Origin of the sequence: Oculatella sp. FACHB-28 (assembly GCF_014696015.1) — a bacterium.
Lineage (GTDB): Bacteria > Cyanobacteriota > Cyanobacteriia > Elainellales > Elainellaceae > JAAUTN01.
Map to the genome: position 1 here is coordinate 79,545 of NZ_JACJPJ010000074.1, position 23,204 is coordinate 102,748.

The window sequence follows — 23,204 nt, forward strand, 5'->3', positions numbered from 1 at the left end:
TCAATCTCCTACTTTTTTGGTTGAGTTCGGTTTTGATTAAAACTGGGATTAAGTTCAGCCAGTTCAAGCTGCAAAGCGCAGCCCGTGGAAGGTAAAGCAGGTATACTGCTCAAATCACTGAATTCGCAGTGACCTCAGACTCAATTCCCCATTGATGAGAATGTTAACGTAAACGTTTTGAATCTGAGAAAATTTCACAACTTTTATGAGAAACGGAAAAACTGATGAACTAGTGATTTGATTAACTTTTTCCTGTCATTTGTACCCTTCCGGTAATCTTTATACAATGCGGTAAAGCCATTATTTGTTACAAGTTGTGAAATTGTATAACCCTGTGCAGAAGAACGGCGTGAACCCATAAAAGACAGGCATTTCACCTTCATTTAAAGGAAATTTTCGACATATTTGTTTACAGTTGATAGGGGTAATTATACTTATCAAGTGTTTTTCAAAAATTTTTATTTTTATTTAAGATTTGCAGAAAGCTTTTATTTAAGCCAGTTAAGGTCTACCCAAAGGTAGAAGCAAGATAAGGCAATTGTTAAGAAAGACAAAGCGACATTGTGACACTTTTCATTTGATGAAGTTAGATTTGTGAATCAAACCGCCGTTTTAGCACCCTCAAGAGCACGGTAAATGTTTCAGGTGGAGGGGCGATCGCCTCGATCCATTCTCCTGATACCGGATGCTGCAATCTCAGCTTCCAGGCATGAAGTGCCTGTCCCTCCAGGTTCACCCCGACCGATCGCCCAGACCCATAAACCGGGTCGCCCACAATCGGATGCCCCATTTGCGCCGTATGTACCCGGATCTGGTGTGTCCGCCCCGTTTCAAGCTGAAACTGCATCAATGTGTAATTTCCCAGCCGATCTTTAACAATCCAGTGAGTGACGGCTCGCCGTCCTCCCTTCTCTTCAGGCACGATAGCCATCTTTTTGCGGTCGACCGGATGCCGCCCAATCGGTAAGTCAACCGTGCCGCTCTCAGCCGCAGGTGCGCCAAAGACAATCGCCAGATACTCTCGTCGAGCCGTCTTCGCCTTAAATTGCGCCTGAAGATGTTGGTGTGCCTGATCGGTCTTGGCAATGGCGATCGCCCCACTTGTGTCTTTATCCAACCGATGCACAATGCCTGGTCGCTGCACGCCGCCAATTCCCGGTAGCTCCCCACAATGCGCCAGCAAAGCATTGACTAGCGTCCCCGCTTCATGACCAGGTGCAGGATGCACCACCAGTCCAGAGGGTTTATTCAAAATCAGCAAATGCTCATCTTCGTAGAGAATATCCAGTGGAATGTCCTCTGCCTGCAAGTCCGGCGGCTGAGCCTTAGGAATGGTGAGTGAGATGCGATCGCCCCTTTTCACCACTGCCTTCTTAGACGTACAAACCTGCCCATTCACCCAGACCTGTCCCTGCTCAATCAGCTTTTGCAGGCGCGATCGCGATAAATCGGGCAACTGCTCAGCCAGGTAGCGATCGAGCCGTTCTGTGGTTGCTTCAACCTCTAAGTCAAATTCGGGGAGTTTTGGGGACAAAGTTTGTGCCTATACTCAACCCTTTCATTATCGCTGGGAGTTGTAACTGAGGGATTATAGGGAGCGATCGCCCTCTATGCAATCAATTCCAATTACTCACCATAGAAGATCCTGAAGATTTACAGATCCTTTCATATGGGAGGTATCAGACCTCTCACTGTGATTTAGGTTTAATCTCAAATTCCATCTGAGAACGGTAAAAACACACGTCAAACTCCATGAAAAAGTTCACCTGCCCTAGAATCAAAGGTGCGTTCGGGATCTTAGTCCAAGCAAAAGCTAGCTGAAGCGGTGCAATATCTCCAACTTGAACCATTGCAAAGAAGGGTATCGCTGATTGACTGCCTAAATTACCTGCAAGTTGGATGATCGCTTTACTATCATTCCAAGTAGCACCTAGTCGTAACCCTAGCTCGTAGGGCATCACATTGACCGTTGCACCACTGTCAACCAAACCGAGTGCTTCAACTGTAAACCCTTCTCGACGAAGAATTATCGGCACCCGTGGCAAACTGTCAAACTCATTTTGCAAAAGGTCGGAGGTGGAGTAGCGAAAACGCATGACAGTCAAGTTTGGGGGGCTGACTCTGCCGCTTGCATCAACACTGAACCAGCACTGAAGCTGTCATAAGGTGTTGGCAAATCGTAGGTCTTAAAGGGTTCTAGAGGTGCAATGTCCTCTGCTGCTTCTAAATCTTCTGCCAAAATCCGAATTAGCTTTAGTTTCTCAAGGGTAGATAGTTGGCGGATAGACGGAAGAACCTCAGATAAAGTCATATGTGCTTCTCCAAGCAAGTTGACTATAAGCATATCTGTGAACAATTCTACCGTTACTACTGAAGCAGGCATCTTGCCCATCCAAGGGAGTAGGTGTCCCACTCCACAGGTTATTCCACTGTGATCAACTCTTTTGCTTCATCGGTAGAATTAGCGATCGCCCTCATCCATCACGCTCAGACATTTCATCAAAAGCATCAGCAATCGCCCTCCATGCCCGTTTAGGTTGAAGCCGATCATCCAGTGGTAGAGGACGCACAGCGGCACCACCAGAACGGGGCTGGAAGTGAGTAAGCCAAGTGTAGCGATCGCTCAGTCCCCAAGTGAGAACAGCAATCACAGACGGTTCTGCGAGGGCGGCAGTAAGGTAAGCTTCATACACTTCTGCGACTTGGCGATCGCGAGTATCAATGTCACGAGGTAAGCGGCGATCGGATACATCCAGTTCTGTAATTAAAACCTTTAGACCCATGCTGGCAGCATCCTGAATAAAACTCCTAAGTTTATCTGGATTAAAGTGAGTCAAGTCACCATGTAGATGTGCCTGTATGCCTAGTGCATGGATAGGAATGCCACGAGATTGTAACCTTGAAAGGAGTTCCAAAACGGCTGTACGTTTGCGTTCTTCTTCAGAGATGTCATAATCCAGCCCAAAGTCATTGTAAACCAACATTGCGTCTGGGTCAGCTTGAGCCGCAGTTTCGAAGGCAATCTCGATGTAACTTTCTCCAAGTAGGCTTAACCAGGGCGTTCCTCGTAATCCGTTTTGCCGTCCGTGAGCAGGCAAAATTGCCTCATTCACTACGTCCCAGGAGTGCATTTTGCCTGCATACTGACTCACTACGGTTTGAATGTGAGTTTGCAAAAACTGTTCTGCATTGTCGGCTGTAACGGTGCTTTCAAACCAGTCGGGTAAACCGTTGTGCCAAACTAATGTATGTCCGCGAAACTGCATATTGTGACGCTGAGTGAAGTCAAGCAGGCGATCGCTCCGACTAAAATCAAACTGGTCAGGGGCAGGGCGCAGAGCTTTCCATTTCAAATCAATTTCTGCAACCAAGATATTACATTCTCGTGCAACGCAAGCTGCAAAGCTTGCATCTGAGGATATTCTATGTGCGGTAACGGCTGCTCCGTAGAGTAACCCTTTTGAGGCAGCGCGATCGCTTAGAGAAGCTCGCCTATTGTCATCATTGGATAGGTGATTCTTGCTAGCTACCAATCCTTGATCCGAACCATACGTCTGTTGGGAAGTGGAGCTAAAGCCTTGTTGAGCAGCAAGCCAAGAGCCACCAAAGCCTAATGCTCCTGCTGCTCCATAGAGAAAAGTTCGTCGTTTTGCCATATCACCCGTAGGCAGCTTCAGAGTTTCGTAGGATAACGTGAGTTCGGGATAAGAAATCGTCAGAACCCCTGATTTTTCGTACCTCATTTCGTTGCAGTGAATCAAGCTATTGTCAGCAAGGTCCACAGATGCAATTTTTCTCAATAAACAACCTTATTGAGAAGAGCCTACAGCAATACCCTTTGCCTAAAGCCTTTTATACCAAACCTTGCAGCGTTTAGCTTAACCCGAACTCACGTTAGGATACGTTAGGCAACGCGATCCTCACCTGTATGCTACGAAATTTTTGATGATGTGGTGAGTTGAAAGATAGGTGCGTAAATTTCGCGTCACGATTCCACTGTTTGAATTTCAACTTTGGAGAGCACAGCGTGTAAATTAACGACTGAGCCGATAACGGCGATCGCCGGAGCCTCAAAGCCCGTTTCCTCAATTTGCTGCACGATAGTTTCTAGTGTGCCAATTAATTCTTCTTGCTCAGGACGGGTACCCCAGCGCACTAGAGCGATCGGCGTAGTGAGTGATAAACCCGCTGTGTGGAGTTGCTCGACAATGTAGGAAAGGTTGTGAATACCCATGTAGATCACAATCGTTTCAGAGCCGTGGGCGATCGCTCCCCAATTGACTGCCGGACGATACTTCCCGGCGGACTCATGACCTGTCACAAACGTTACTGAAGAACTGTGTAACCGATGCGTTAGGGGAATTCCAGCGTAAGCAGGAGCGGCAATTCCAGAAGTCACTCCCGGTACTACTTCGACAGACACACCTGCCTTGATCAGATCTTCCATCTCTTCGCCACCCCGCCCAAACACAAACGGATCGCCACCTTTCAGCCGCACTACAATTGCATGAGTTTGTGCCTTTTCGATTAAAAGCTGAGTAATTTCCTCTTGAATGAGCGAATGTCGCCCGCGCCTTTTGCCTGCGCTGATTTGCTCTGCTTGCGACCCGATCATCGCCAAAATTTGCGGACTCACCAGCGCATCATAAACAACGACATCGGCACACTCCAGCAAGGTTTTTCCTTTCAGGGTAAATAGTCCGGGATCGCCTGGTCCGGCTCCAACTAGGTAGACTTTGCCTGGAGTTTGATGCATGGAAGTGGGAGGGTTGGGTGAGTGAAGGTTAGAGCGTGTACACAGTAAAAAAAGGGAAAGGAGCTATAACTTTTAGGCAAGCAGCTTTAGGCAAGCAGCAGTTCTATAGCGATGTCAGCTAATTCGGCGTTGGCTCCGATCGGGTCTTCTAAATACAGGTGAATGTGAGGAAACCGCTGGGCGAGGTGGGGCAAGTGTTGAGCGATCGCATCCGTGATGCCTCCGGCAAACAAAAAGTAGGGCAAGATGGCGATCACCTGGTTGCCAGTTTCTACGAGTGCTGCGACCTGAGAATCTAGGCTGGGAGAGACTGACCAGTAAGCGGGGGCTGCTCCCATGTGTTGAGCGATCGCCTCTACAGGCTGGTTTCCTCCGGGTCGGCGACTGCCATGAGAAATTATCACTTTGGCAACTTCTGGTGGCGTGTCAGCGGAGAGGGTGAGCAAAGTTCTGAGCCGAGGATGGCTGCCCAGATGGGTACACAAGCTAAGGCGAATACTCTCCCCTAGAGCAGCCTGGGCGATCGCCAGTTCAGCCGGAACGTCTTCCATCACATGCACACCGGGCAGCAAAAACAGGGGCAGAATTTTTACCTGACCGTAACCTGCGGCCCGGGCGCGATCGCCAAACCGCTGGATTTGCTGGTGCAGCGGCAAAGGAGCTAGCTCTAGAACGGCAGTACCTACAAGCGGCGATGATTCCATGACCCGCTGCGCTGGGCGGCGGGGAGCCTGTAGTCTAGCTTTACCAAAGGGCAACCGGAGGGGAGTTGTTTGTAGCTCCTCTGGGACAGGAATTTCGGCAGCCAGACGATCGCGAATCAAGCGTGCCAATTCTTCTATAGCAACTTGAGGGCGAGGATCACGGCTTCCGTGAGAAACCAATAAGTAGGCAGTAGAGAAATTCAACCGTTTAACTGTTCCAAACTAACTGTTCAACTCGACATAGAACCGTAACAGGGCTTTGTTACGAAAAATGTCTGATTGATCATACTGTATCGCCAGCAACAGCAACTTCTGTATCAGCCGTTTCTAAACTTCTGCCAAACTGCCGCAATCCCAAAATAAACTTGAGCGCGAAGGCGACACCTTCACGCTCAAATTCTTACCAAAGATAGGGGTGTTATGACATTAACTCAACCCTAACTTCAACCCTATTTCTAGTACAGTCCGCAGTCACGTTTCTGCTTTCAGCTTCTATCACGACTCAATCGCTGCATCTAGTTGCTACCGTTAGCTAGCGCAAACGCTGGAGTGAGGCTATCGTGAGCCAGGAAATGATCGAGATGGAAAGCTCGATCTTCTGTCTCCATCAAGATTTTTTCGTAGAGGTAGCGGGTAGCGCGATCGCCCAAGCTCTCAGCTTGCCCAGCCTGACGACGAATCACCTGAATAACGGACTGCTCAGCCGCTAAATCATGCTCAACCATTTGCCGGCAAGAAAATACCCCATCCGATTCGGGAGTAAAGCAGCATAGCTCCGCCAATTTGGTGAAGCTAGCAGCCGGAACGCCACCTAGCCCATTCAGCCGCTCGCCAATTTCGTGAACGTGACCTTCTACTTCACCATAGCTATCTTGAAAGAACTCATGGAGCGAATAGAACTCAGCCCCTTCAACGACAAAATGGTGCTTTTGATATTGCAGATATAGTGCCTGAAAACTTGCCAGAACAATGTTGAGCCCTTCGCAAACAGCCGTCGTTACATGGAGCTCTAATGCGATGGGATTTCCACGCATTTGCTCAAAGGACTGTAAGACTCCTTCAACTGTAGACATACCTCTTTCCCCCTATCAGCTAGTTGATGCTGTTTTATCTCTCTACCCCTCAATGTATCGAGGTTCATTTAGGGAGTCAACATTGCCTCTTTCTGCTGTTAGAAATCATTCTCAACACATTGGGTTATTTTCTACAAACAAATGTGGCTTTGAAGTTTGGAGCCCTTGGTTCAAAAGCATTTTAGCTATTCCACAATGCAACAAATTCACAGAAAAAATTGTTTTCCCTGCACACATTTCGTAAGACTCTTAAGTGATTGTTGAAGTTTATTTTTGCAGTGGCTCCTCAGAGGGAATAGCAGAGTTTGAAAAGTAATAAACGTCCTTTGTAGGACGTAGCACTCTTAAAAATACGCAGTATGACGGAGATTGGCTCAGCAATTTGGAAATGCCGTGGGAAACATTTTGAGAGAAGATAGAAGTATGGAATTAGAAACTTCTTTTTAACCCCGGTCAGGCGATCGGGGTTATTTTTTGGATCACAAGGTTTTTCCCATCAAAAGGTTGAGCAATACCCAAGTCCGAAAATAGCCAGACTTTCTGCTGACAGGAGTTTTATGCTGTGGTCGTGCCAAAAGAGGCGATCGCCATGAAACAACCTGCTAAGACTCCTACGATGACGACCAAAGCGTGGCTTTTGCTGATTCTCTTATCTGTGCTGTGGGGAGGCTCTTTCTTTTTTATAGAACTCACGCTTCAGGATTTGCGACCTCTCACGGTGGTGTTAGGACGAGTGGTGTTGGCAGCGATCGCCCTCACCACGTTCGCCTATTTCCAGGGACATCAAATGCCTACTTCAGCCAAACTTTGGCGTGAATTTTTAGTCATGGGCGCTTTGAATAATCTGATTCCTTTTAGCTTGATTAGCTGGGGGCAACTGCATATTGATAGTAGCCTTGCCGCAATTCTCAATGCCACCACACCGGTATTTGGCGTAGTGTTAGCGCATTTTCTCACGGCTGACGAACAGCTGAGCGTCAATCGACTGTTGGGGGTCATTTGTGGTTTCTTCGGCGTAGCAGTTTTAGTGGGCACAGAAGTTCTTAGCGGATTGCAGCTCAAAGGGCTTGGGCAATTTGCCGTGTTGCTGGCTGCCTTTTCCTACGCTTGTGCGGGCATTTATGGACGACGGTTTCGGCAACTTCCGGCTACCGTCGCCGCTGCTGGAATGGTGAGTGGAACCGCAATCATGATGGCTCCACTCACACTGTTTTTGGAGCGTCCCTGGACAGCAAACCCTGATTGGGCAAGCATGAGTGCACTGTTGGCATTAGGTCTGTTCAGTACCGCGATCGCCTATCTGCTTTACTTTCACATTCTGGCGATCGCAGGTGCAACAAACCTGTTGTTAGTGACTTTTTTGATTCCCCTGAGTGCGCTATTGCTGGGTGTATTTGCGCTGGGTGAAAGTCTGGAGTGGAATGCTTTCGCAGGTATGGCGCTAATCTTTGTAGGGCTTGTAGCAATTGATGGACGGCTGTTCACCAGGTTTAAGTTTTGAATTATTCCTAGCGCCAGTCCCAGATTTTAATAGTTTTATCCTTACTGCCACTCACCAGAGTTCTTCCATCAGGGCTAAAAGTGAGTGCCAGCACCCAATCTGCGTGTGCGTTAAGCGATCGCAACAGCCTTCCAGTTTGCAAATTCCAGGTTTTGAGACTGTGGTCGGTGCTGCCTGTGGCGATCGTATTTCCGTCAGGGCTAATGGCGACTGCCAACACCCGGTCTTCGTGACCTTCCAGGACGTGAAGCACCTGTCCAGTTTGTAGATCCCAAACTCTAGCGGTCTTATCCCAACTGCCGCTCACCAGATATTCACCATCAGGGCTAATGGCGATCGCTCGGACTGCATCGCTGTGTCCAGAAAGGGTACGAAGTAATTTCCCATCCTGGAGGTTCCACAGCTTGATAGTGCCGTCATAGCTACAGCTTGCCAGAGTTTTACCATCGGGGCTAATGGCGACCGACCAGATCGAGTCATAGTGGTCAGTTAGGGTTTGCCGCAGCTCTCCCGTTTGCGGATTCCACAACTTGATGGTGCCATCGTAGCTGCCGCTGGCAAGGGTTTGTCCATCAGGGCTGATGGCGATCGACCAGATTGGGCCAGAATGTCCAGAAAGGGTACGGACTAACTTTTGAGTTTGCAGATCCCAAATCCGAATCGTTTTGTCGCCGCTGCCACTGGCAAGGGTTTTGCCATCCGGGCTGTAGGCGATCGCCCGTACCGCATCCGAGTGAGCATTCACCGTTTGCAGCAATTCTCCAGTTAACGGATTCCAAAATTTAACGGTGCGGTCAAAGCTGGCACTGGCGAGAGTTTGCCCATCGGGGCTAATGGCAACTGCCCAAACGGTATCCATGTGTCCAGACAATGATTGCGCTGCCGCAGATTGTGGCTCCTGGACGATGACACTCGCCGGAGTTAGCGACGAGTTAGAAACTTCTTCAAGCGCATCAAATTTGCTGGTGCCCAGGAACGGCGACCACCCAGCATAACTTCCTGCTGCAAGGAGCAGCACCGCTGTGATGCCCGATCCGGCTAGCAACAGGGCAAACCGAGTCATTAAACTAACTTTTGCAGCAGCATTAGGGACGGGCGTAGGTAGAGGAGGGCTAACCGCCATCGTTGGCTCTGCCTCTGCTGGCTTGCGTGGTTTGATGGGTTTTCTAGCTGCCGTGGGAATGCGATCGCCATTTTGGAAGGCCGCACGAAGCGCTTGGTTTAGCTCCATAACCGAGGCAAAGCGATCTGCCGGAGCTTTTTCCAAACATTTCATTACCACCGCTTCAACTGCGGGCGAAATGTCGTCGCAGCCAGACTGTTGTCGCAGCGGCAATGGCGATTTAGTCAAATGAGCCACTGCCCACTCTACCCCAGTTAACCGATGCTGCGTCTTACTTTCGGGGTCAAAGCTGTAGGGGTCAGAGCCAGAAAGCATTTCGTAGAGAATGATGCCCAGGCTATAAATATCTGCCCGCTCATCTAGATTTTCCTCCATGCCGTGCTGCTCTGGAGCCGCATAGCGAAACGTGCCCAAAAACATCTCTGTAACGTGAGTTTGCTCAGAGCGATCGCTGCGAATCTTGGCGATCCCAAAATCCAGGATTTTGACCCATTCTCCCAGTGTGGTAGTCACCAAAAAGATGTTGTCTGGTTTCAGGTCACGATGCACAACTTTGACCCGCTCAACCCCTACCTCCTGACGAAGCTGAACGCCTTGATGAGCCAGAAACAATCCAGAACAAACCTGATGAATGATGCTCACGGTTCTGGGAACGGACAGGCGCTTTTCTTGACGCAAAAGCTGCCCCAACGTCTGCCCGTGTAAATACTCCATCACATAAAACGGATTGCCTTCAGCCGTTACCCCATAATCCATCACCTGAACAATGTGATCGCTTTGCAACGCTGCAATCACTGCCACCTCTCGCTCAAACCGCTTTCTCAACTCTCCAACCACAAGGCGCTCATTTAAGACTTTCAGCGCAACGTGCTGACCCAACAGCGAATCGGTCGCCAAAAACACATCACCCATACCCCCATTGCTAATTAGGTCGGTAAGAAGATAACGCTGGCGATCGCCAACTGGGCGACCAAGTCGAGTGTCAAGCGGTTGAGAAGGGGGCATTCCGGGAACTCTATCTAAGCTTTAGGAATCTAAACTATTAGAAATAAATAACGAAAGCAACAGCTCAATTAAGAGGAAATGTAGGTTGAAGAAGCTTAACAGTTCAACCCATTTTGGAGAGCCGGAGTGTAGGATTTTCAGAGCCACATTCAAGAATTGAAGCTCAACACGGCTTTTAGTCTAGACACAAAAAGTTGACTCCAAAACGAGCTAGATTGGCTTTCCATTTTGTTAGCTTATTCAGACAAAAAAAGCAGAATCCGTGTCTTTTAGAGACTGATTATGATCTTCTATGCACTTCAGAAAAATCTATCAGTCTGCCTGATTGTAGCAACCTAGCAGCTTCATGCTTTCTTTATGAGCGCACCCTAATGTATCCGCAAATTTACTGAAGAACACTGAAATCCGCTGCTAGTCTGGCTCTTTTGATTCTTTCTCCAGGTAGAATAACCCAACAGTCAGTTCTATCCTTAGTTCAGCGGGATAAAAGGTATAAGACACCAGCTTTTCACCGTTTTAACCGACTTTAATCCTCCAACCCAATTATGGGTAAATTCTCAATCTTCTGGTTTAAAGCTTACGTAAAGTTACCGCATAATTTGGGATGAACCCATTAGATTAGGATACACAGGGTATTAGAAATAACAGGGATCGAAAAGCTCTACCTTACAAGACTCAATTTCTTTACATTGCCCTGCAAGATTGAATAAATCTGACTGAATACAGTTCGTTCTAAGGCTCCAACTGGAACGCAGAGTTGTTAGTGCCTTCTAAAACCCACTGGTTCTGAAGCTTTAGAGGCATCTCCAAGTAAAGCCCCAAAATACTGCCCATAAGTCTGCTATGTTTCACAACCCTTGGCAAACAATCGGTGCTATCTCTTCTACTGAGGTTGATGCCTAGTTGACTGACAAATCTCCCAGAACTGTGGGTATCTCGTAGGTTGGGTGAAGCGAATGCATAACCCAACAGAACTCAGGTGGGTGTTGAGTTTCACGTTGTTTCATCCAACCTACATCAGAAGATTTGTCAGTCAACCAGGTTTGATGCAGAAACAAAGCCGTTGTTTCTGCTGTTAGGGACATTCATGAGTCTGTAGTAGTTATCACTTTGTACCCGCTAGCAAGAGAACCTTTCTCCTAAAAATTCCTGCTGACATAACGCTTGAAGCAGAATTTTAGGATAAAAATGTTTGCTTAAACTTATCCGTTTCTATCTCCAAGTCATCTTTTCAGTTCAGTTGTGGGGCTGAATTGAAAATTGTTTTTAGAAAAATGGACTCATTCACCTTTGGAAACAAAAGATTATGCAATTAAGAGCGATCGCCACTGGAGCAATACTGCTCACCTTTCTCTCCTCCTGTTCATCTCAGGTAGCAGTACAAACCCCAAACCAAGCTTCAAATCAGAGCGCAGATGGTGTTCCAGCCGCATCACAAGGAGTCTCCATTCCTGCACCAGATGAGGAAGATGTCCAACAACTGTTGAGTACTAAGGAATGTCAAGGTTGTAACTTGAGCAGTGCAGACTTGAGCAGCGCAGATTTACAGAATGCAAATCTTCAAGGCGCAGATTTGCGAGGTGCTAACCTGAGTCAAGCGAATCTAAGTGGCGCAAACTTGGTTCAGGCAGATCTTAGGGCTGCAAACTTGGTTCAGGCAAATCTCACCCAGGCGAGACTGACAGCCGCACAAATGAGTTGGTCAGGCAACAGTGAAGAGGCTGAAGGCTACGGCAGAACCAATCTTAAGCAGGCTGACCTGAGCGGCGCTGATCTGATCACTTCTTACATTCGAGGCGCTGATCTGACTGAGGCAAACCTCACTGGTGCATTTCTCCATGCCGCAGATTTGAGTCAGGCAATTCTCACCCAAGCCAACTTTGATCGAGCCGATCTGTTTGGGGTGAAAATGCAAGAAGCCGACTTAACTGAAGCTAATCTCAGCGGGGTTGTGCTGCAAGGAGCAGATTTTAGTCGAGCTATCCTAACTGGGGCTGACTTAAGTAGCGCAAACTTATTTTGGGCAAAGCTTGGTGAAGCAAACTTGAGTAACGCCAATTTAGAAGGCACTAACTTTGCCGTAGCCATTCTAACTGGAGCTAACTTGAGTGGCGCAAATATGCAAAGCACCTATTTACACGCCGCAGAGTTAAGTGGCGCGGATTTGAGCAATGCCACGCTGATAAAGGCAGACTTGAGTGCTGCAATTCTGATCGGGGCAAACTTGAACAGTGCTTTGCTCCAGGAAGCTAATGTAAAACGAGCCACGCTGACCGGAGCTGACTTCACCAGCGCTAACCTACAAGGAGCAAACTTTCAGGGCGTTGATTTAGTTGGCGCAAACTTAAGTCAAGCGAATCTTGAACAGACCGATCTAACAGAGGCATACATCACTGAGGCTAACCTCAGCCAAGCAAAATTGCGAGAAACCGTGTTGGTTGGAGTTAGATTGAGCAATACCAATCTGGAAGGAGCCAATCTGGAAGAGGCGATCGCCGATGGACTTCCCGCTGTAGCCGAAGAGCAACCGCACCAACACTCTCAACAATAAGAGACTCTGCCTCCACTTTCTTAGCAGACTTTTTCTGACCTTTGATCTCACTTTCTCTGACCGACAGAGGGAGTGAGTTTTTTTATGCTAAGTGAATGTTGATCACGAGTTACTAGTTAATAACCATTAGTCATTAATCATTGATCAACTGGGAATTGCTGGGTTTACGAATAGCCCACCTTCAATCACTTTCGCTTGTGTAGAGCTACAGGAAATAGGTTATATCATGATTCATCACATTTCACTTGCAGTTGACAATCCGCGCCATGTTGCTCAAGTTTTAGCAGAACTATGGCAAGGGGAATTTGCTCCTTTTCCACCTTGTGACGGTGCCTATATGGTGCTCCCGTTGGACATCAACGGAACGCTAATTGAACTTTTGCCACGAGGAACTGAACTGATTCCTAGAACGGAAGAGAGGGAAGCTCAGTTTGCACAAAACTTCAATTCCTCTGCCTACACGGCAACTCACGCTGCAATTTCTGTTCCAGTGAGTGAGGAGGAGATTCGAGCGATCGCCCAACGTGAAGACTGGCACATGATTCGTTGCAATCGTGACGACTATTTTGAGGTGATTGAGTTTTGGGTCGAAAACCACTTGCTGATCGAACTGTTGCCACCTGCGATCGCCTCTCGATATCTCTCATTTATGCATCCTCAAGCATTGCGGCCATTTCTCACCAATATGGCGATCGCTTCTCCTGAGGACATTACCCAAGCGGGTTGAGCCAAAGTCAGAAACACTTCAACCCCAAGGCTGACCGGGGCGATCGCCCAACTATGTCCACAACAAAATCTCAACGTAACTTACTACACATTGCCCCACTGCAATATTAGACAAAACAAAGAGGCTTATTATGTTGACTACTGCAATCAAGACCTGCTGGATTTTCGTTAAAGACAGCCGATTCGACAGAATTCGGCAACTGTTCACTACCAAGTCACCCGGTTCAACCGACCTTAAAGTTGTCTGGAAGAATAACCGTCAGGGCGAGCGTTGCCTGCAAATTTACGATGTGACGACAGAAAAACGTCATTATTTTGATTCTGAACAAGAAGCTCGGATTTGGCTGGAAAAGCGTTACAGCAGCTAATACATCAATGTAACTCAGCGAACGAACTCTCTTTTACCACCCCCGAGAAGATACTCCAATGATGAAATACGAACAACCCTGGATACAGGGGTTGAAGATGACGCTGGCAATTGTAATAGTTTTTGGTGTTCTCTTTCGCCTAGTTAATCTAGACCAAAAGCCCTACTGGCACGATGAAACTTACACCTCTTTGCGAATTTCGGGGTTCAAAATTGAGGAGGTGATGCAGCTTTTTAACGGACAGATTATTGATGTGGAGGCATTACGCCCCTACCAGCAGGTTTCTCCTGAACATGGGGCGATCGCCACCATCCAACGTATCGCCGAAGAAGATTCACAGCATACTCCCCTGTACTTTGTCATTGTGAGAGCCTGGGCAAAACTATTCGGCAGTTCCATTGTGTCGCTGCGAAGTTTGTCTGTCCTGTTCAGCATTCTGGCATTGCCGTTCATGTATTGGCTTTGTGTGGAGTTATTTGCCCTCCCGCTAGTTGGCTGGATGGCAACCGCACTGATGGCAACCGCGCCGATTTATATTCGCTATGCACAGGAGGCAAGACCTTACAGTATGTGGATTTTGCTCATCCTGATTACTTCTACTTTCCTGTTGAAGGCAATACGGCAGAAGACAGCAGTAAGTTGGGGAATTTATGCGATCGCCATGATCGCGGCTCTTTACTGTCACGTATTTTCTGTACTGGTATTGGTGAGTCACGGAATGTATGTGTTGGTGGTACAGCGCTTTCGGCTGACTGGAGCGGCGATCGCCTACTTAATGAGTGCATCAATTGCCGTTCTCAGTTTTCTTCCCTGGCTACGAGTGATGTGGATGAGCCGAGAACGGCTGGTTCTCACCACAAATTGGGCAAAAGTGCCGCTGCCTTTTACGGAACTTGTCAAAAGCTGGAGCCTGAATCTCTGTCACGCTTTCGTGTCCATTCCATCATCTTCTCTGAATAGCGTGTTAATTGGTCTGAGTGCAGCCATTTTGCTGTTGATTGCGGGTGCAGTCTACTACCTTCAACGTCGCACCAGGCAAGTTTGGATACTGCTTTTTGCGCTAATGGGCGTTACGACTGCCGCATTTCTCTTGCCTGACTTAGTCACGGCGGGTCGGCGTTCTGCGGTCGATCGCTACTTCTTTATCTGCTACTTAGGAATTCATCTCACCGTTGCTTATCTGCTGGCATCTCAGCTTGTCCGCAACACCACAAATCTAGTTCGATTGAGACTGTGGCAAGTGATCACAGTGATATTGCTCTCCGGCAGCATTCTTTCCAATGTAGTCACGATGCAGGCGGACACCTGGTGGGGATGGTCAGAGTTTGATGTGGAAGTTGCCGAACAAATTAATCAATCTCAGCAGCCACTCGTGATCTCTGACATGCCGTTTGGAGGAATTATGCCGGTTGGACATCGGCTTCACTCCAACACAAAACTGTTGCTGTTAACTGAAGCTACAGTTGATGAGTTGCAGTGGACTGAACATGAGTTTAGCGATGTGTTTGTCTACAACCCAAGCGATCGCCTTCAGTCTACGCTCACCCGGCAGGGCAAGGCACTCACGCCAATCTACCAGTTTAGGGACAATACACTGGCGATCGCCCTTTATCACGTTCAGCCCAGCGATACAAAAATCGGCACTGCTCATCAAACAATTGCGTTCTAATTTGTATCTAGGCTTAAGCAACATTTGACAGCGTGGATTTGTTCTTGAGTTAGTAGTTTGATGCTTGAGCAAGATTTCTATCAGCCCGTTGATCGGCCTTAAGATCAACATCCTGGATAAAGATAACCTTTAGGTTACACATTCTATCCGTTAGCGGCAGCAGCAACCGCCCATTCGTCAGGCTCAAATCATACTGTTTGGTTTCACCACCGTTATTCACTTCAAGGAATGCAGATAAACCTTCATACCTGCCGTTTGCGGTGATTTGATAGGCAGATACTCGCAACTCACGAGTAAAGCGAGTGGGCAGCAAAAAAGAGGCGAAGTGAAGCAATGGAGCATCAAAAACCGTGCCAGCAGAAGTCTGTAGATGAATTGCACCCCTGGCGTAACTTAAACAAACCTGAGCAGCGAGAGGTTGACCGTTCGAGGTAAGAGAAAAAGTACTTTGTCGATCTGTTCGTGTATCTTGCCGCAATTCTAATACGGTTCTGGAAGTAAGAATGCCCTGACGAATCAGCATCAGCGGTATTGCTAACAACAATATGCTGACGAGGGCACCCACCCAGAAACTCGTAGGATACCGCCAAATTACAGCTCCATGCACAAATAAGCTGGCTAACAGAGGAATCGTTAGAACTCCTAAATAGGTATCTTCAGAGCGAACTGAGCTATTTTGAGCCGCTCTGGCGATCGCCATTACAATCAACCCATTTATCACACTTAATGACAGTACAGTTCCAACGCCTGCCCCAATACCGAGTTTGGCGATCGCCACCGGCACGGCTAACACTCCCTCTCCAACGGTTTCAAGCAAAGTAAGGGTTAGCACAATCCAGAGAAGAGGCAAAGTTTCTAACCGAGCAATTAAAGCAAACCATTGTGCGCGAAGTAAGTTGTTCATGGGTTGACACGGCTGGATAAGTGGGGCGATTTAAAGGGCGAATTTGGAGACTTGCATTCTCCAAAGAGAAAAGGGAGCCGGATTAAAGTCCTTCTCTGGTGGGAGAAGGATGTAGAGTGAGGGCCGTTCAGAAGACACACTAGATTATTGTCATTTGTGATTAATCACGAGTTATCAAACTCACAACTTATGATGGACTCATGACAATCACCTCTTAATGACAATCATCTCTAGTCAAGTTGATTTGCCATAGCTGCTCTAGAACTGCGATCTGCTTTCGCAGGGCAGAAGCTCGATGTCTTTTGCGAAAAATAACTCCGACTGCGATCAAAAGCGGCAGGACGATGATCAAGGTTCCGATTAGGCTGTCGTAAAAACTAACTTGTCCAACGTTAGGTTGAGCAGTGCTAGATACTTCTTGATAGCGTGAGGGGCGTTGCATGTACTTTGCTCCTTAATTCAGGGGAGGCTTTAAGAGCAATCGATTTTAGAGAAAATAGGGGACGTTGGGGCAAATGAGATATGTCCCCTATCTTTTAGTTCAGATCTAATACCAGTTCTTTTTAAGGCTGTATATTTTGGAGCGTGCCCCGCGTACGCGGGGCACGCTCCAAAATATACGGCTTCATGTAGAAACGGTATAACTAGGCAGTTGCAGGTTGCCAGCCAGTCTCGCCATTTCTTGTAGCACTGCGACGAGTTACACCAGGAGTATAGGAAATACCGCGATATTTCAACTCCTGTGTAATTTGTGGCATTGCTGCGTATTGACGAAGCTGATAGTCGCTGCCACGATAATGACCCGTTGTGACCTGATCAAGGTTGACCTGAGTAGCAGACGAGTCATAGCTTGAGCCACGGTAAGTGAGTAACATGGTCGTTCTCCTGAAGATACTTAGTTAGGGGGCGTTGCTAAGCAAAGGAGCTAGCGGGGGCTAAACCATTTGCTCAATAAGCGAGGCTTAGTAGGAGCGGAGTGCAACCCGGCTGTTCCTGCAACTGAATCTAGTTTGGCTTTGATGCCCCCTATCAACAATCGGGGTTTAGGCTTTTAAGCAGGAACTTAAGCGTTTTTGAGTGAAAGATAGGCGATCGCCCTATTCTCAAGAGATTGACCCATCAACACAACCACTGTCAGCAGATGAACGCGACTTAAGTCAGGAGCCGATAAGCTTATCTCAGAAAGAAATTCACTCAATTGAGTGATTTCACGTAGACTCAATTTGCACTAGCGCTGCTCCGCTTAGTTCTGCTTAATCCTAATAGAACGCGCGCAAACCCACGCCAGCCTTGGTATTCGCTTAGTTTTCACCTTCGCGTAGACAACGATAGGCGATTTTGAAGAAAAACTGTTTAGCAGCAGAGATACAAGGTATATAGTGTAAATACTGTTGCAAGTGTGTCTGACTGAATGTGTAGCTATGGTACAAACTGGGCAACCAAAACGCAGACGCAGACGCGGTGTAATCCTCACTCCAGAGGGATTAGATCGATTTCAACAGGCCAAATCGGACGCAGAATTTGAGGAAAATGCCGGACATCGCTACACATTAGAGGCGCTGAGTGAGCGTACGGGTTTGGCTGTAGATACGCTGATGAAAATGCTAGCTTGTGAGGCAGGTGTAGACAAGCAAACTTTAAAGGTCGGTTTTAGGGCGTTTAAGCTGACTCTAAAAGAGGGTGATTATTATCATCCAGATGCCCAGGAGGAGGAGCCTGAAGGCTCAGAGGCGGAGGAGATAGGACTACAGTTACCCGATTTGCCGGGAGGTCAAGTTCCTTTAGATTCTACGTTTTATGTTGAACGAGCAGCGATCGAAGCGAACTGCTATAAAACGGTTCTGCAACCAGGTGGGCTAATTCGGATCAAAGCGCCTCGCCGCATGGGTAAGACCTCACTAATGAGCAGGATTTTGCGTCAGTCCGCTCAGCGCGGCTGTCAAACGGTATCGTTGAGTTTTCAGCTGGCGGATAAGGATATTTTTCGCGATCTTGATCCGTTCCTACAATGGTTTTGTGCAAATGTGGGGTTAGGGTTACAGATTCCCAAACGCTTGGACGAGTATTGGGATGATCTGTTTGGCAGTAAGATTAGCTGCAAGATTTATTTCGAACAATATTTATTACCCCAAATCGCACAGCCGTTGGTTCTGGCATTAGATGATGTCGATCGCCTGTTTGAGTATCCTGATCTGGCAGATGAGTTTTTTGGACTATTGCGAACCTGGCACGAAGAAGCCAAAAATCGCGATATTTGGAAGCAGTTGCGACTGGTGGTTGCTCACTCGACAGAAGTCTACATTCCGCTAAATGTAAATTCATCTCCATTTAATGTAGGTTTACCCATTGAACTGAAAGCCTTCACAAGCAAGCAAGTTCAAGATTTGGCGGAGCGGCATGGGCTGAACTGGGCAGAAGAACAGACTGACCATTTGATGAGTTTGGTGGGAGGTTATCCTTACTTAATTCAGGTGGCGCTCTATCATATCTGGCATCAGGATGTCACTTTAGAGCAGGTGTTGCAGCCTTCCACGATCGCCACTGGAATTTACAGCGACCACCTGCAACGGCAGCTTTGGTATCTGCAACAGCACCCAGAGTTAGCCACTGCTTTTGCTCAAGTGGTTGCGGCGACAAAGCCCGTTGAATTGAGCTTGGTTCAAGCATTTCGGCTACAAAGTTTAGGTTTAGTGCATCTCCAGGGAAATCAGGCTGTTCCAAGCTGTGCGCTCTATGCTCAATATTTCCGCGATCGCCTCGCAGAGAGAATTCCTACATGACGAGATTACGTCCTTCATCATTGCGGGCGATTCTGATCGTTCCCTTTGTGCTACAGCTTGCCGGAGCGATTGGACTCGTTGGATATTTCTCCTTCCGCAATGGACAAGAAACCGTACAAGACCTGTCCTCTCAATTGCGCTATGAAATCACTGCCCGAATTGAACAACAGCTTCAATCTTATGTCGATATTCCTCACTCACTTAATCGGGTGAATGCCAGCGCTCTGGTAGAAGGGGATATCAACATTCTCGAAGCTGAAGGATTTAACCAACTGTGGGAACAAGCCAAAATTTATCCCAATACCAACTTAATTTATTGCGCTAGTGAACAGGATGGGTCATTACTGGGGGTCGGTCGCAACGAGAACGATCGCTCTCTGCGACTGATCACCTATAACCAGAAGACGGGTCATCTGGGACATTATTACAACTTAAATAGCGTGGGCGATCGCACTAACCTACAGGGGGTCGGAAGCAACCAATTTGATGCCCGCGTTCGTCCCTGGTATGGAGCCGCCAAAGCCCATGGGGATGCCTCCTGGAGCGAAATCTACTTAGACTTTGATACCCAACTGCCCACTATCACTGCCAGCTCTCCGGTTTACGATCGCAATAACCAACTGATTGGGGTCTGTGCGACTGACTTTATCCTACCGGCTGAAATGAGTGCTTTCCTGAAAACCTTGAAGGTGGGGCGATCGGGGGAAACTTTTATCATGGAGCGTTCAGGCACTCTCGTTGCCACCTCTACTGAAGAAAAACTGATTGAGGAACAGGGAGACGACGTAAAATATCGCCTTGCTTTAGAAAGTACCGATCCGTTGATTCGCGGCACTGCTACTTACTTACAAGAACATTTCCAAAACTTCAGCGCCATTCAGCAGGCAGAACAGCTTAACTACAAACTCGACGGACAGCAACAGTTGGTGCAGGTCTTGCCCTTTCAAGATGGGCGCGGCATCGATTGGCTAATTGTGGTAGTCGTCCCTGAAGCTGACTTCACGGGTGAAATTCGCGAAAACACTCGCGCCACGTTTATTCTCTATGTCCTTTCCCTCATCACCGCGATTGGTGTTGGCATTGTCACAGCCCGTTGGGTAGCCAAACCTATCTTGCGCCTCAACGCTGCGGCCAAAGATATTGCCAAAGGTGAGTGGAACAAACCCGTTGAAACCAATCGTACAGATGAGTTAGGGGAGTTAGCCCAATCCTTTAACCAGATGGCAAGCCAACTTCAGGACTCCTTTATTGCCCTGGAAACGCGCAACGCAGACCTACAGAAAACCAAAGATGAGTTAGCCAATGCAAACGAACAGTTAGAGGCGGTGCTGGATGCGGTTCCCGGAGCGATTTCCTGGATTGCTTCAGACGGCATTTATTTAGGCATCAATTCTTACCTGGCTCAAAGCCTCCACCTCACGCCCGAAGCAATTGTGGGCAACCCGATTGGAACCGTTGGCAATAGCCCCAAATACATTACCTTTGTCCAAAACTTCCTCAACAATTCCACCAACTCTGCCTCCGAAGAAATTCCGGTTCAGGTGAATGGTGAGGAGCGTTATTACCTGTTTGCGGCTCAAAAATACCAGCAGGGAGCGGCGATCGTTGTCGTCGGCATTGACATCACCGAGCGCCAGCGGGCCCAGGAAGAATTGCGTCAGGCGCAACTCACCAACCAGGCAATTGTTAGCGCTATTCCTGACTTACTCATGCGAATTCGCAGTGATGGCACCTACTTGGGAGCTATCCCCGGCAGAACGACCCGAATGCTGAAGGAAGACAGTTTTCACGTTGGTGTAAACATCTACGACCTGATGCCCCACCACAGTGCTCAAGAGCGAATGCACTACGTCCAACAAGCACTCAACACCAGTGAACTACAAGTTTATGAATATGACCTGGAACTGGAGGGAAACCATCACTACGAAGAGGCGCGACTGATTCCGCTCAACCCAGACGAAGTGTTAGTCATTGTCCGAGACATGACGCAGCGCAAGCAATCCGAACAGGCGCTTCAGCAAAGTGAGGCAAACAATCGAGCTTTGATTGCAGCCATGCCAGATTTGCTGATTCGAGTCAGTCGCGATGGCACCTATCGAGATATTCAAGGCAGAAATCGGCTGGCTATCCATAGCAGCGACCATTTTCAGATAGGAACCACAGTTTATGAATCCTTGCCGCCTGTAGAAGCTCAGCGACGGATGCACTACATCCAAAGAACGCTGCAAACTGGGGCAATGCAGGTCTACGAACAGCAGCTTTCGATTGACGGGCATTTGCAATATGAGGAAGTGCGAATGGTCGTCACGGGTAAGGATGAGGTGCTGATGATCATTCGCAACATTACGGAGCAAAAACGTGCAGAGGCAGCACTCCAAATTGCAGAAGAAAACTATCGAGGCATTTTTGAGAATGCCCTAGAAGGGATTTACCAATCTACGCCACACGGTATCTTTATTCGCGTGAACCCAGCAATGGCAAGGATGTATGGTTACGCTTCTCCACATGAAATGATCGCTAGCGTGACTAACATTGAACAGCAAATGTATGTCGATCCGGTGGGGCGAGAGGCGTTTCGCCAATATATGTCAGACACCGGCGAAGTAAAGAATATGGTATATCAAAGCTATCGCAAAGATGGCAGCATCATTTGGGTTGAGGAAAATGCCCGGGCAGTGCGAAATGAAGATGGTCATCTGCTCTATTACGAAGGCATTATCGAAGATATCACTGACCAAAAGCGACAAAAGGAAATTTTGGAAGAAAAGGTCGTTGAGCGCACGCAAGAGTTATCCGAAACGCTGCAAATCCTCAAGGCAACGCAGGCAGAATTGATGATCGAAAATGCGCTGCTTAGAAGTGCAGAAGACGCAGTTACCTATGATTATCAGGTAGGCGGGAGCCTGCCGTTGGATGCCCCGACTTACGTGGTTCGACAAGCCGATCGCTACCTCTATGCCGGACTCAAACGCGGTGAGTTTTGCTATGTATTCAATGCTCGCCAAATGGGTAAATCGAGCTTACGGGTACAGATTATGCGACGACTTCAAGCTGAGGGCTTTGTCTGTGCAGCGATCGACATTTCTGAAATTGGCAATCGACGGCTTTCAGATGAGCAGTGGTATGCAGGATTTATCTATTCTCTTGCCAGCAACTTTAATTTGCTGGATCGGGTTGATATTCGAACTTGGTGGCGCGATCGCAGCTTTCTATCACCCGTACAGCGTTTAGGAGACTTCCTTCACGATGTCTTACTGACTCACCTTCCCGAAAAAATTGTTATTTTCATCGATGAAATTGACAGCGTAATCAATCTCGACTTTGAGATTGACGACTTCTTTGTACTGCTTCGTGCCTGCTACAACAAACGCGCTGATCATGCTGATTATGCGCGTCTCACCTTTGCCTTATTTGGCGTTGCCACCCCTTCACAGCTGACCCACGACAAAATTCGTACTCCATTTAATATTGGGCAAGCCATTCCGCTCAAAGACTTTCAGCTTCACGAAGCACAGCCCTTACTGCAAGGTTTAGCAGAAAAAGTAAAAAACCCACAAGCCGTACTACGAGAAGTGATTGGCTGGACCAATGGACAGCCTTTCCTAACTCAAAAAATCTGTCGTCTGATTCGCAATGCTCAGTCTGAAATTCCAACGAATCAGGAAACTGCTTGGATTGAGGAATTGGTGCGAACTCACATCATTGAAAACTGGGAATTTAATGACGAACCAGAACATTTAAGGACGATTCGCGATCGCTTGCTCAAAGACCCTCTCCGCGCCATTGAACTGCTAACGCTCTATCGTAAAGTTTGGCAGCAAGAAGAAGTCACCACGGCTGACAACCCGGACCAGACAGAGCTTTTGCTATCAGGACTCGTTGTCAAACACACCAACAGGCTCGAAGTTCATAATCGCATCTACACCATCATTTTCAACTGCGACTGGATTGATCAAACACTCACTGCATTGCAAAAGTAACTCAAACTCTTAAATCTAGTGATTAAAATACTACGCCCTCAAAACTTTAGCTACTTAATACTTT

The 23,204-nt window shown here is 47.7% G+C and carries 19 protein-coding genes; 7 read left to right on the top strand and 12 right to left on the bottom strand.

Going from position 1 to position 23,204, the window contains the following annotated elements; genetic code table 11:
* Positions 1-586 precede the first annotated feature (586 nt).
* The 7 genes from H6F88_RS17040 to H6F88_RS17070 form a co-directional block, all read right to left on the bottom strand.
* Entirely contained in the window at positions 587-1,534 is a 948-nt protein-coding gene (locus H6F88_RS17040; RefSeq protein WP_190643942.1) for an RluA family pseudouridine synthase, read from the bottom strand.
* A gap of 154 nt (positions 1,535-1,688) precedes the next feature.
* Positions 1,689-2,096 carry a hypothetical protein gene (locus H6F88_RS17045; RefSeq protein ID WP_190643943.1) on the bottom strand — a complete coding sequence of 136 codons (408 nt, stop codon included), beginning with the start codon at positions 2,094-2,096 and terminating at the stop codon, positions 1,689-1,691.
* Between the two features lie 5 nt (positions 2,097-2,101).
* Positions 2,102-2,311 carry a hypothetical protein gene (locus tag H6F88_RS17050; protein ID WP_190643944.1) on the bottom strand — a complete coding sequence of 70 codons (210 nt, stop codon included), beginning with the start codon at positions 2,309-2,311 and terminating at the stop codon, positions 2,102-2,104.
* Between the two features lie 163 nt (positions 2,312-2,474).
* Entirely contained in the window at positions 2,475-3,743 is a 1,269-nt protein-coding gene (locus tag H6F88_RS17055; protein WP_242050587.1) for an endo-1,4-beta-xylanase, read from the bottom strand.
* Positions 3,744-3,985: 242 nt separating this feature from the next.
* Complete coding sequence (gene cobA, locus H6F88_RS17060) at positions 3,986-4,756, bottom strand: uroporphyrinogen-III C-methyltransferase (RefSeq protein WP_190643945.1); 771 nt, start codon at positions 4,754-4,756, stop codon at positions 3,986-3,988.
* A gap of 86 nt (positions 4,757-4,842) precedes the next feature.
* On the bottom strand, positions 4,843-5,664 hold the full coding sequence (locus H6F88_RS17065) for a sirohydrochlorin chelatase (RefSeq protein ID WP_190643946.1): 822 nt from the start codon (positions 5,662-5,664) through the stop codon (positions 4,843-4,845).
* Between the two features lie 311 nt (positions 5,665-5,975).
* Positions 5,976-6,533 (bottom strand): Dps family protein, encoded by a 558-nt coding sequence (locus tag H6F88_RS17070; protein WP_190643947.1) that lies wholly within the window; start codon positions 6,531-6,533, stop codon positions 5,976-5,978.
* Positions 6,534-7,149: 616 nt separating this feature from the next.
* Here H6F88_RS17070 and H6F88_RS17075 point away from each other — a divergent pair.
* Positions 7,150-8,034, top strand: coding sequence for a DMT family transporter (locus tag H6F88_RS17075; protein WP_190644122.1), 885 nt, complete (start codon positions 7,150-7,152; stop codon positions 8,032-8,034).
* Between the two features lie 7 nt (positions 8,035-8,041).
* Here the strand turns inward: H6F88_RS17075 and H6F88_RS17080 are convergent, their stop codons facing one another.
* The gene (locus tag H6F88_RS17080; protein ID WP_190643948.1) at positions 8,042-10,162 is read right to left on the bottom strand and encodes a serine/threonine-protein kinase; all 2,121 of its coding nucleotides are present in this window, start codon (positions 10,160-10,162) and stop codon (positions 8,042-8,044) included.
* A 1,306-nt stretch (positions 10,163-11,468) separates the two neighbouring features.
* Between H6F88_RS17080 and H6F88_RS17085 the strand changes: the two genes are divergently transcribed.
* The 4 genes from H6F88_RS17085 to H6F88_RS17100 all read left to right on the top strand — a co-directional run bounded on the left by H6F88_RS17085 (position 11,469) and on the right by H6F88_RS17100 (position 15,476).
* Positions 11,469-12,713 (top strand): pentapeptide repeat-containing protein, encoded by a 1,245-nt coding sequence (locus tag H6F88_RS17085; RefSeq protein WP_190643949.1) that lies wholly within the window; start codon positions 11,469-11,471, stop codon positions 12,711-12,713.
* A 226-nt stretch (positions 12,714-12,939) separates the two neighbouring features.
* Positions 12,940-13,440: a hypothetical protein gene (locus H6F88_RS17090; RefSeq protein ID WP_190643950.1), complete on the top strand. Its 501-nt coding sequence runs from the start codon at positions 12,940-12,942 to the stop codon at positions 13,438-13,440.
* Positions 13,441-13,570: 130 nt separating this feature from the next.
* Entirely contained in the window at positions 13,571-13,807 is a 237-nt protein-coding gene (locus H6F88_RS17095) for a hypothetical protein (RefSeq protein ID WP_190643951.1), read from the top strand.
* A 58-nt stretch (positions 13,808-13,865) separates the two neighbouring features.
* On the top strand, positions 13,866-15,476 hold the full coding sequence (locus H6F88_RS17100) for a glycosyltransferase family 39 protein (protein WP_190643952.1): 1,611 nt from the start codon (positions 13,866-13,868) through the stop codon (positions 15,474-15,476).
* A gap of 49 nt (positions 15,477-15,525) precedes the next feature.
* Here the strand turns inward: H6F88_RS17100 and H6F88_RS17105 are convergent, their stop codons facing one another.
* The 4 genes from H6F88_RS17105 to H6F88_RS34040 form a co-directional block, all read right to left on the bottom strand.
* Positions 15,526-16,380 (bottom strand): hypothetical protein, encoded by an 855-nt coding sequence (locus H6F88_RS17105; RefSeq protein WP_190643953.1) that lies wholly within the window; start codon positions 16,378-16,380, stop codon positions 15,526-15,528.
* A 214-nt stretch (positions 16,381-16,594) separates the two neighbouring features.
* Complete coding sequence (locus tag H6F88_RS17110) at positions 16,595-16,822, bottom strand: hypothetical protein (RefSeq protein ID WP_190643954.1); 228 nt, start codon at positions 16,820-16,822, stop codon at positions 16,595-16,597.
* 202 nt (positions 16,823-17,024) lie between these two features.
* Positions 17,025-17,255 carry a DUF4278 domain-containing protein gene (locus H6F88_RS17115; RefSeq protein WP_190643955.1) on the bottom strand — a complete coding sequence of 77 codons (231 nt, stop codon included), beginning with the start codon at positions 17,253-17,255 and terminating at the stop codon, positions 17,025-17,027.
* Between the two features lie 188 nt (positions 17,256-17,443).
* Positions 17,444-17,578: a hypothetical protein gene (locus H6F88_RS34040; protein WP_277882189.1), complete on the bottom strand. Its 135-nt coding sequence runs from the start codon at positions 17,576-17,578 to the stop codon at positions 17,444-17,446.
* A gap of 223 nt (positions 17,579-17,801) precedes the next feature.
* On the opposite strand from H6F88_RS34040, the gene H6F88_RS17120 reads away from it, so the two are divergent.
* The gene (locus H6F88_RS17120; protein WP_190643956.1) at positions 17,802-19,160 is read left to right on the top strand and encodes an AAA-like domain-containing protein; all 1,359 of its coding nucleotides are present in this window, start codon (positions 17,802-17,804) and stop codon (positions 19,158-19,160) included.
* Positions 19,157-23,140 carry an AAA-like domain-containing protein gene (locus H6F88_RS17125; RefSeq protein ID WP_190643957.1) on the top strand — a complete coding sequence of 1,328 codons (3,984 nt, stop codon included), beginning with the start codon at positions 19,157-19,159 and terminating at the stop codon, positions 23,138-23,140. Before H6F88_RS17120 ends, H6F88_RS17125 begins: the two co-directional genes overlap by 4 nt.
* Positions 23,141-23,204 lie beyond the last annotated feature (64 nt).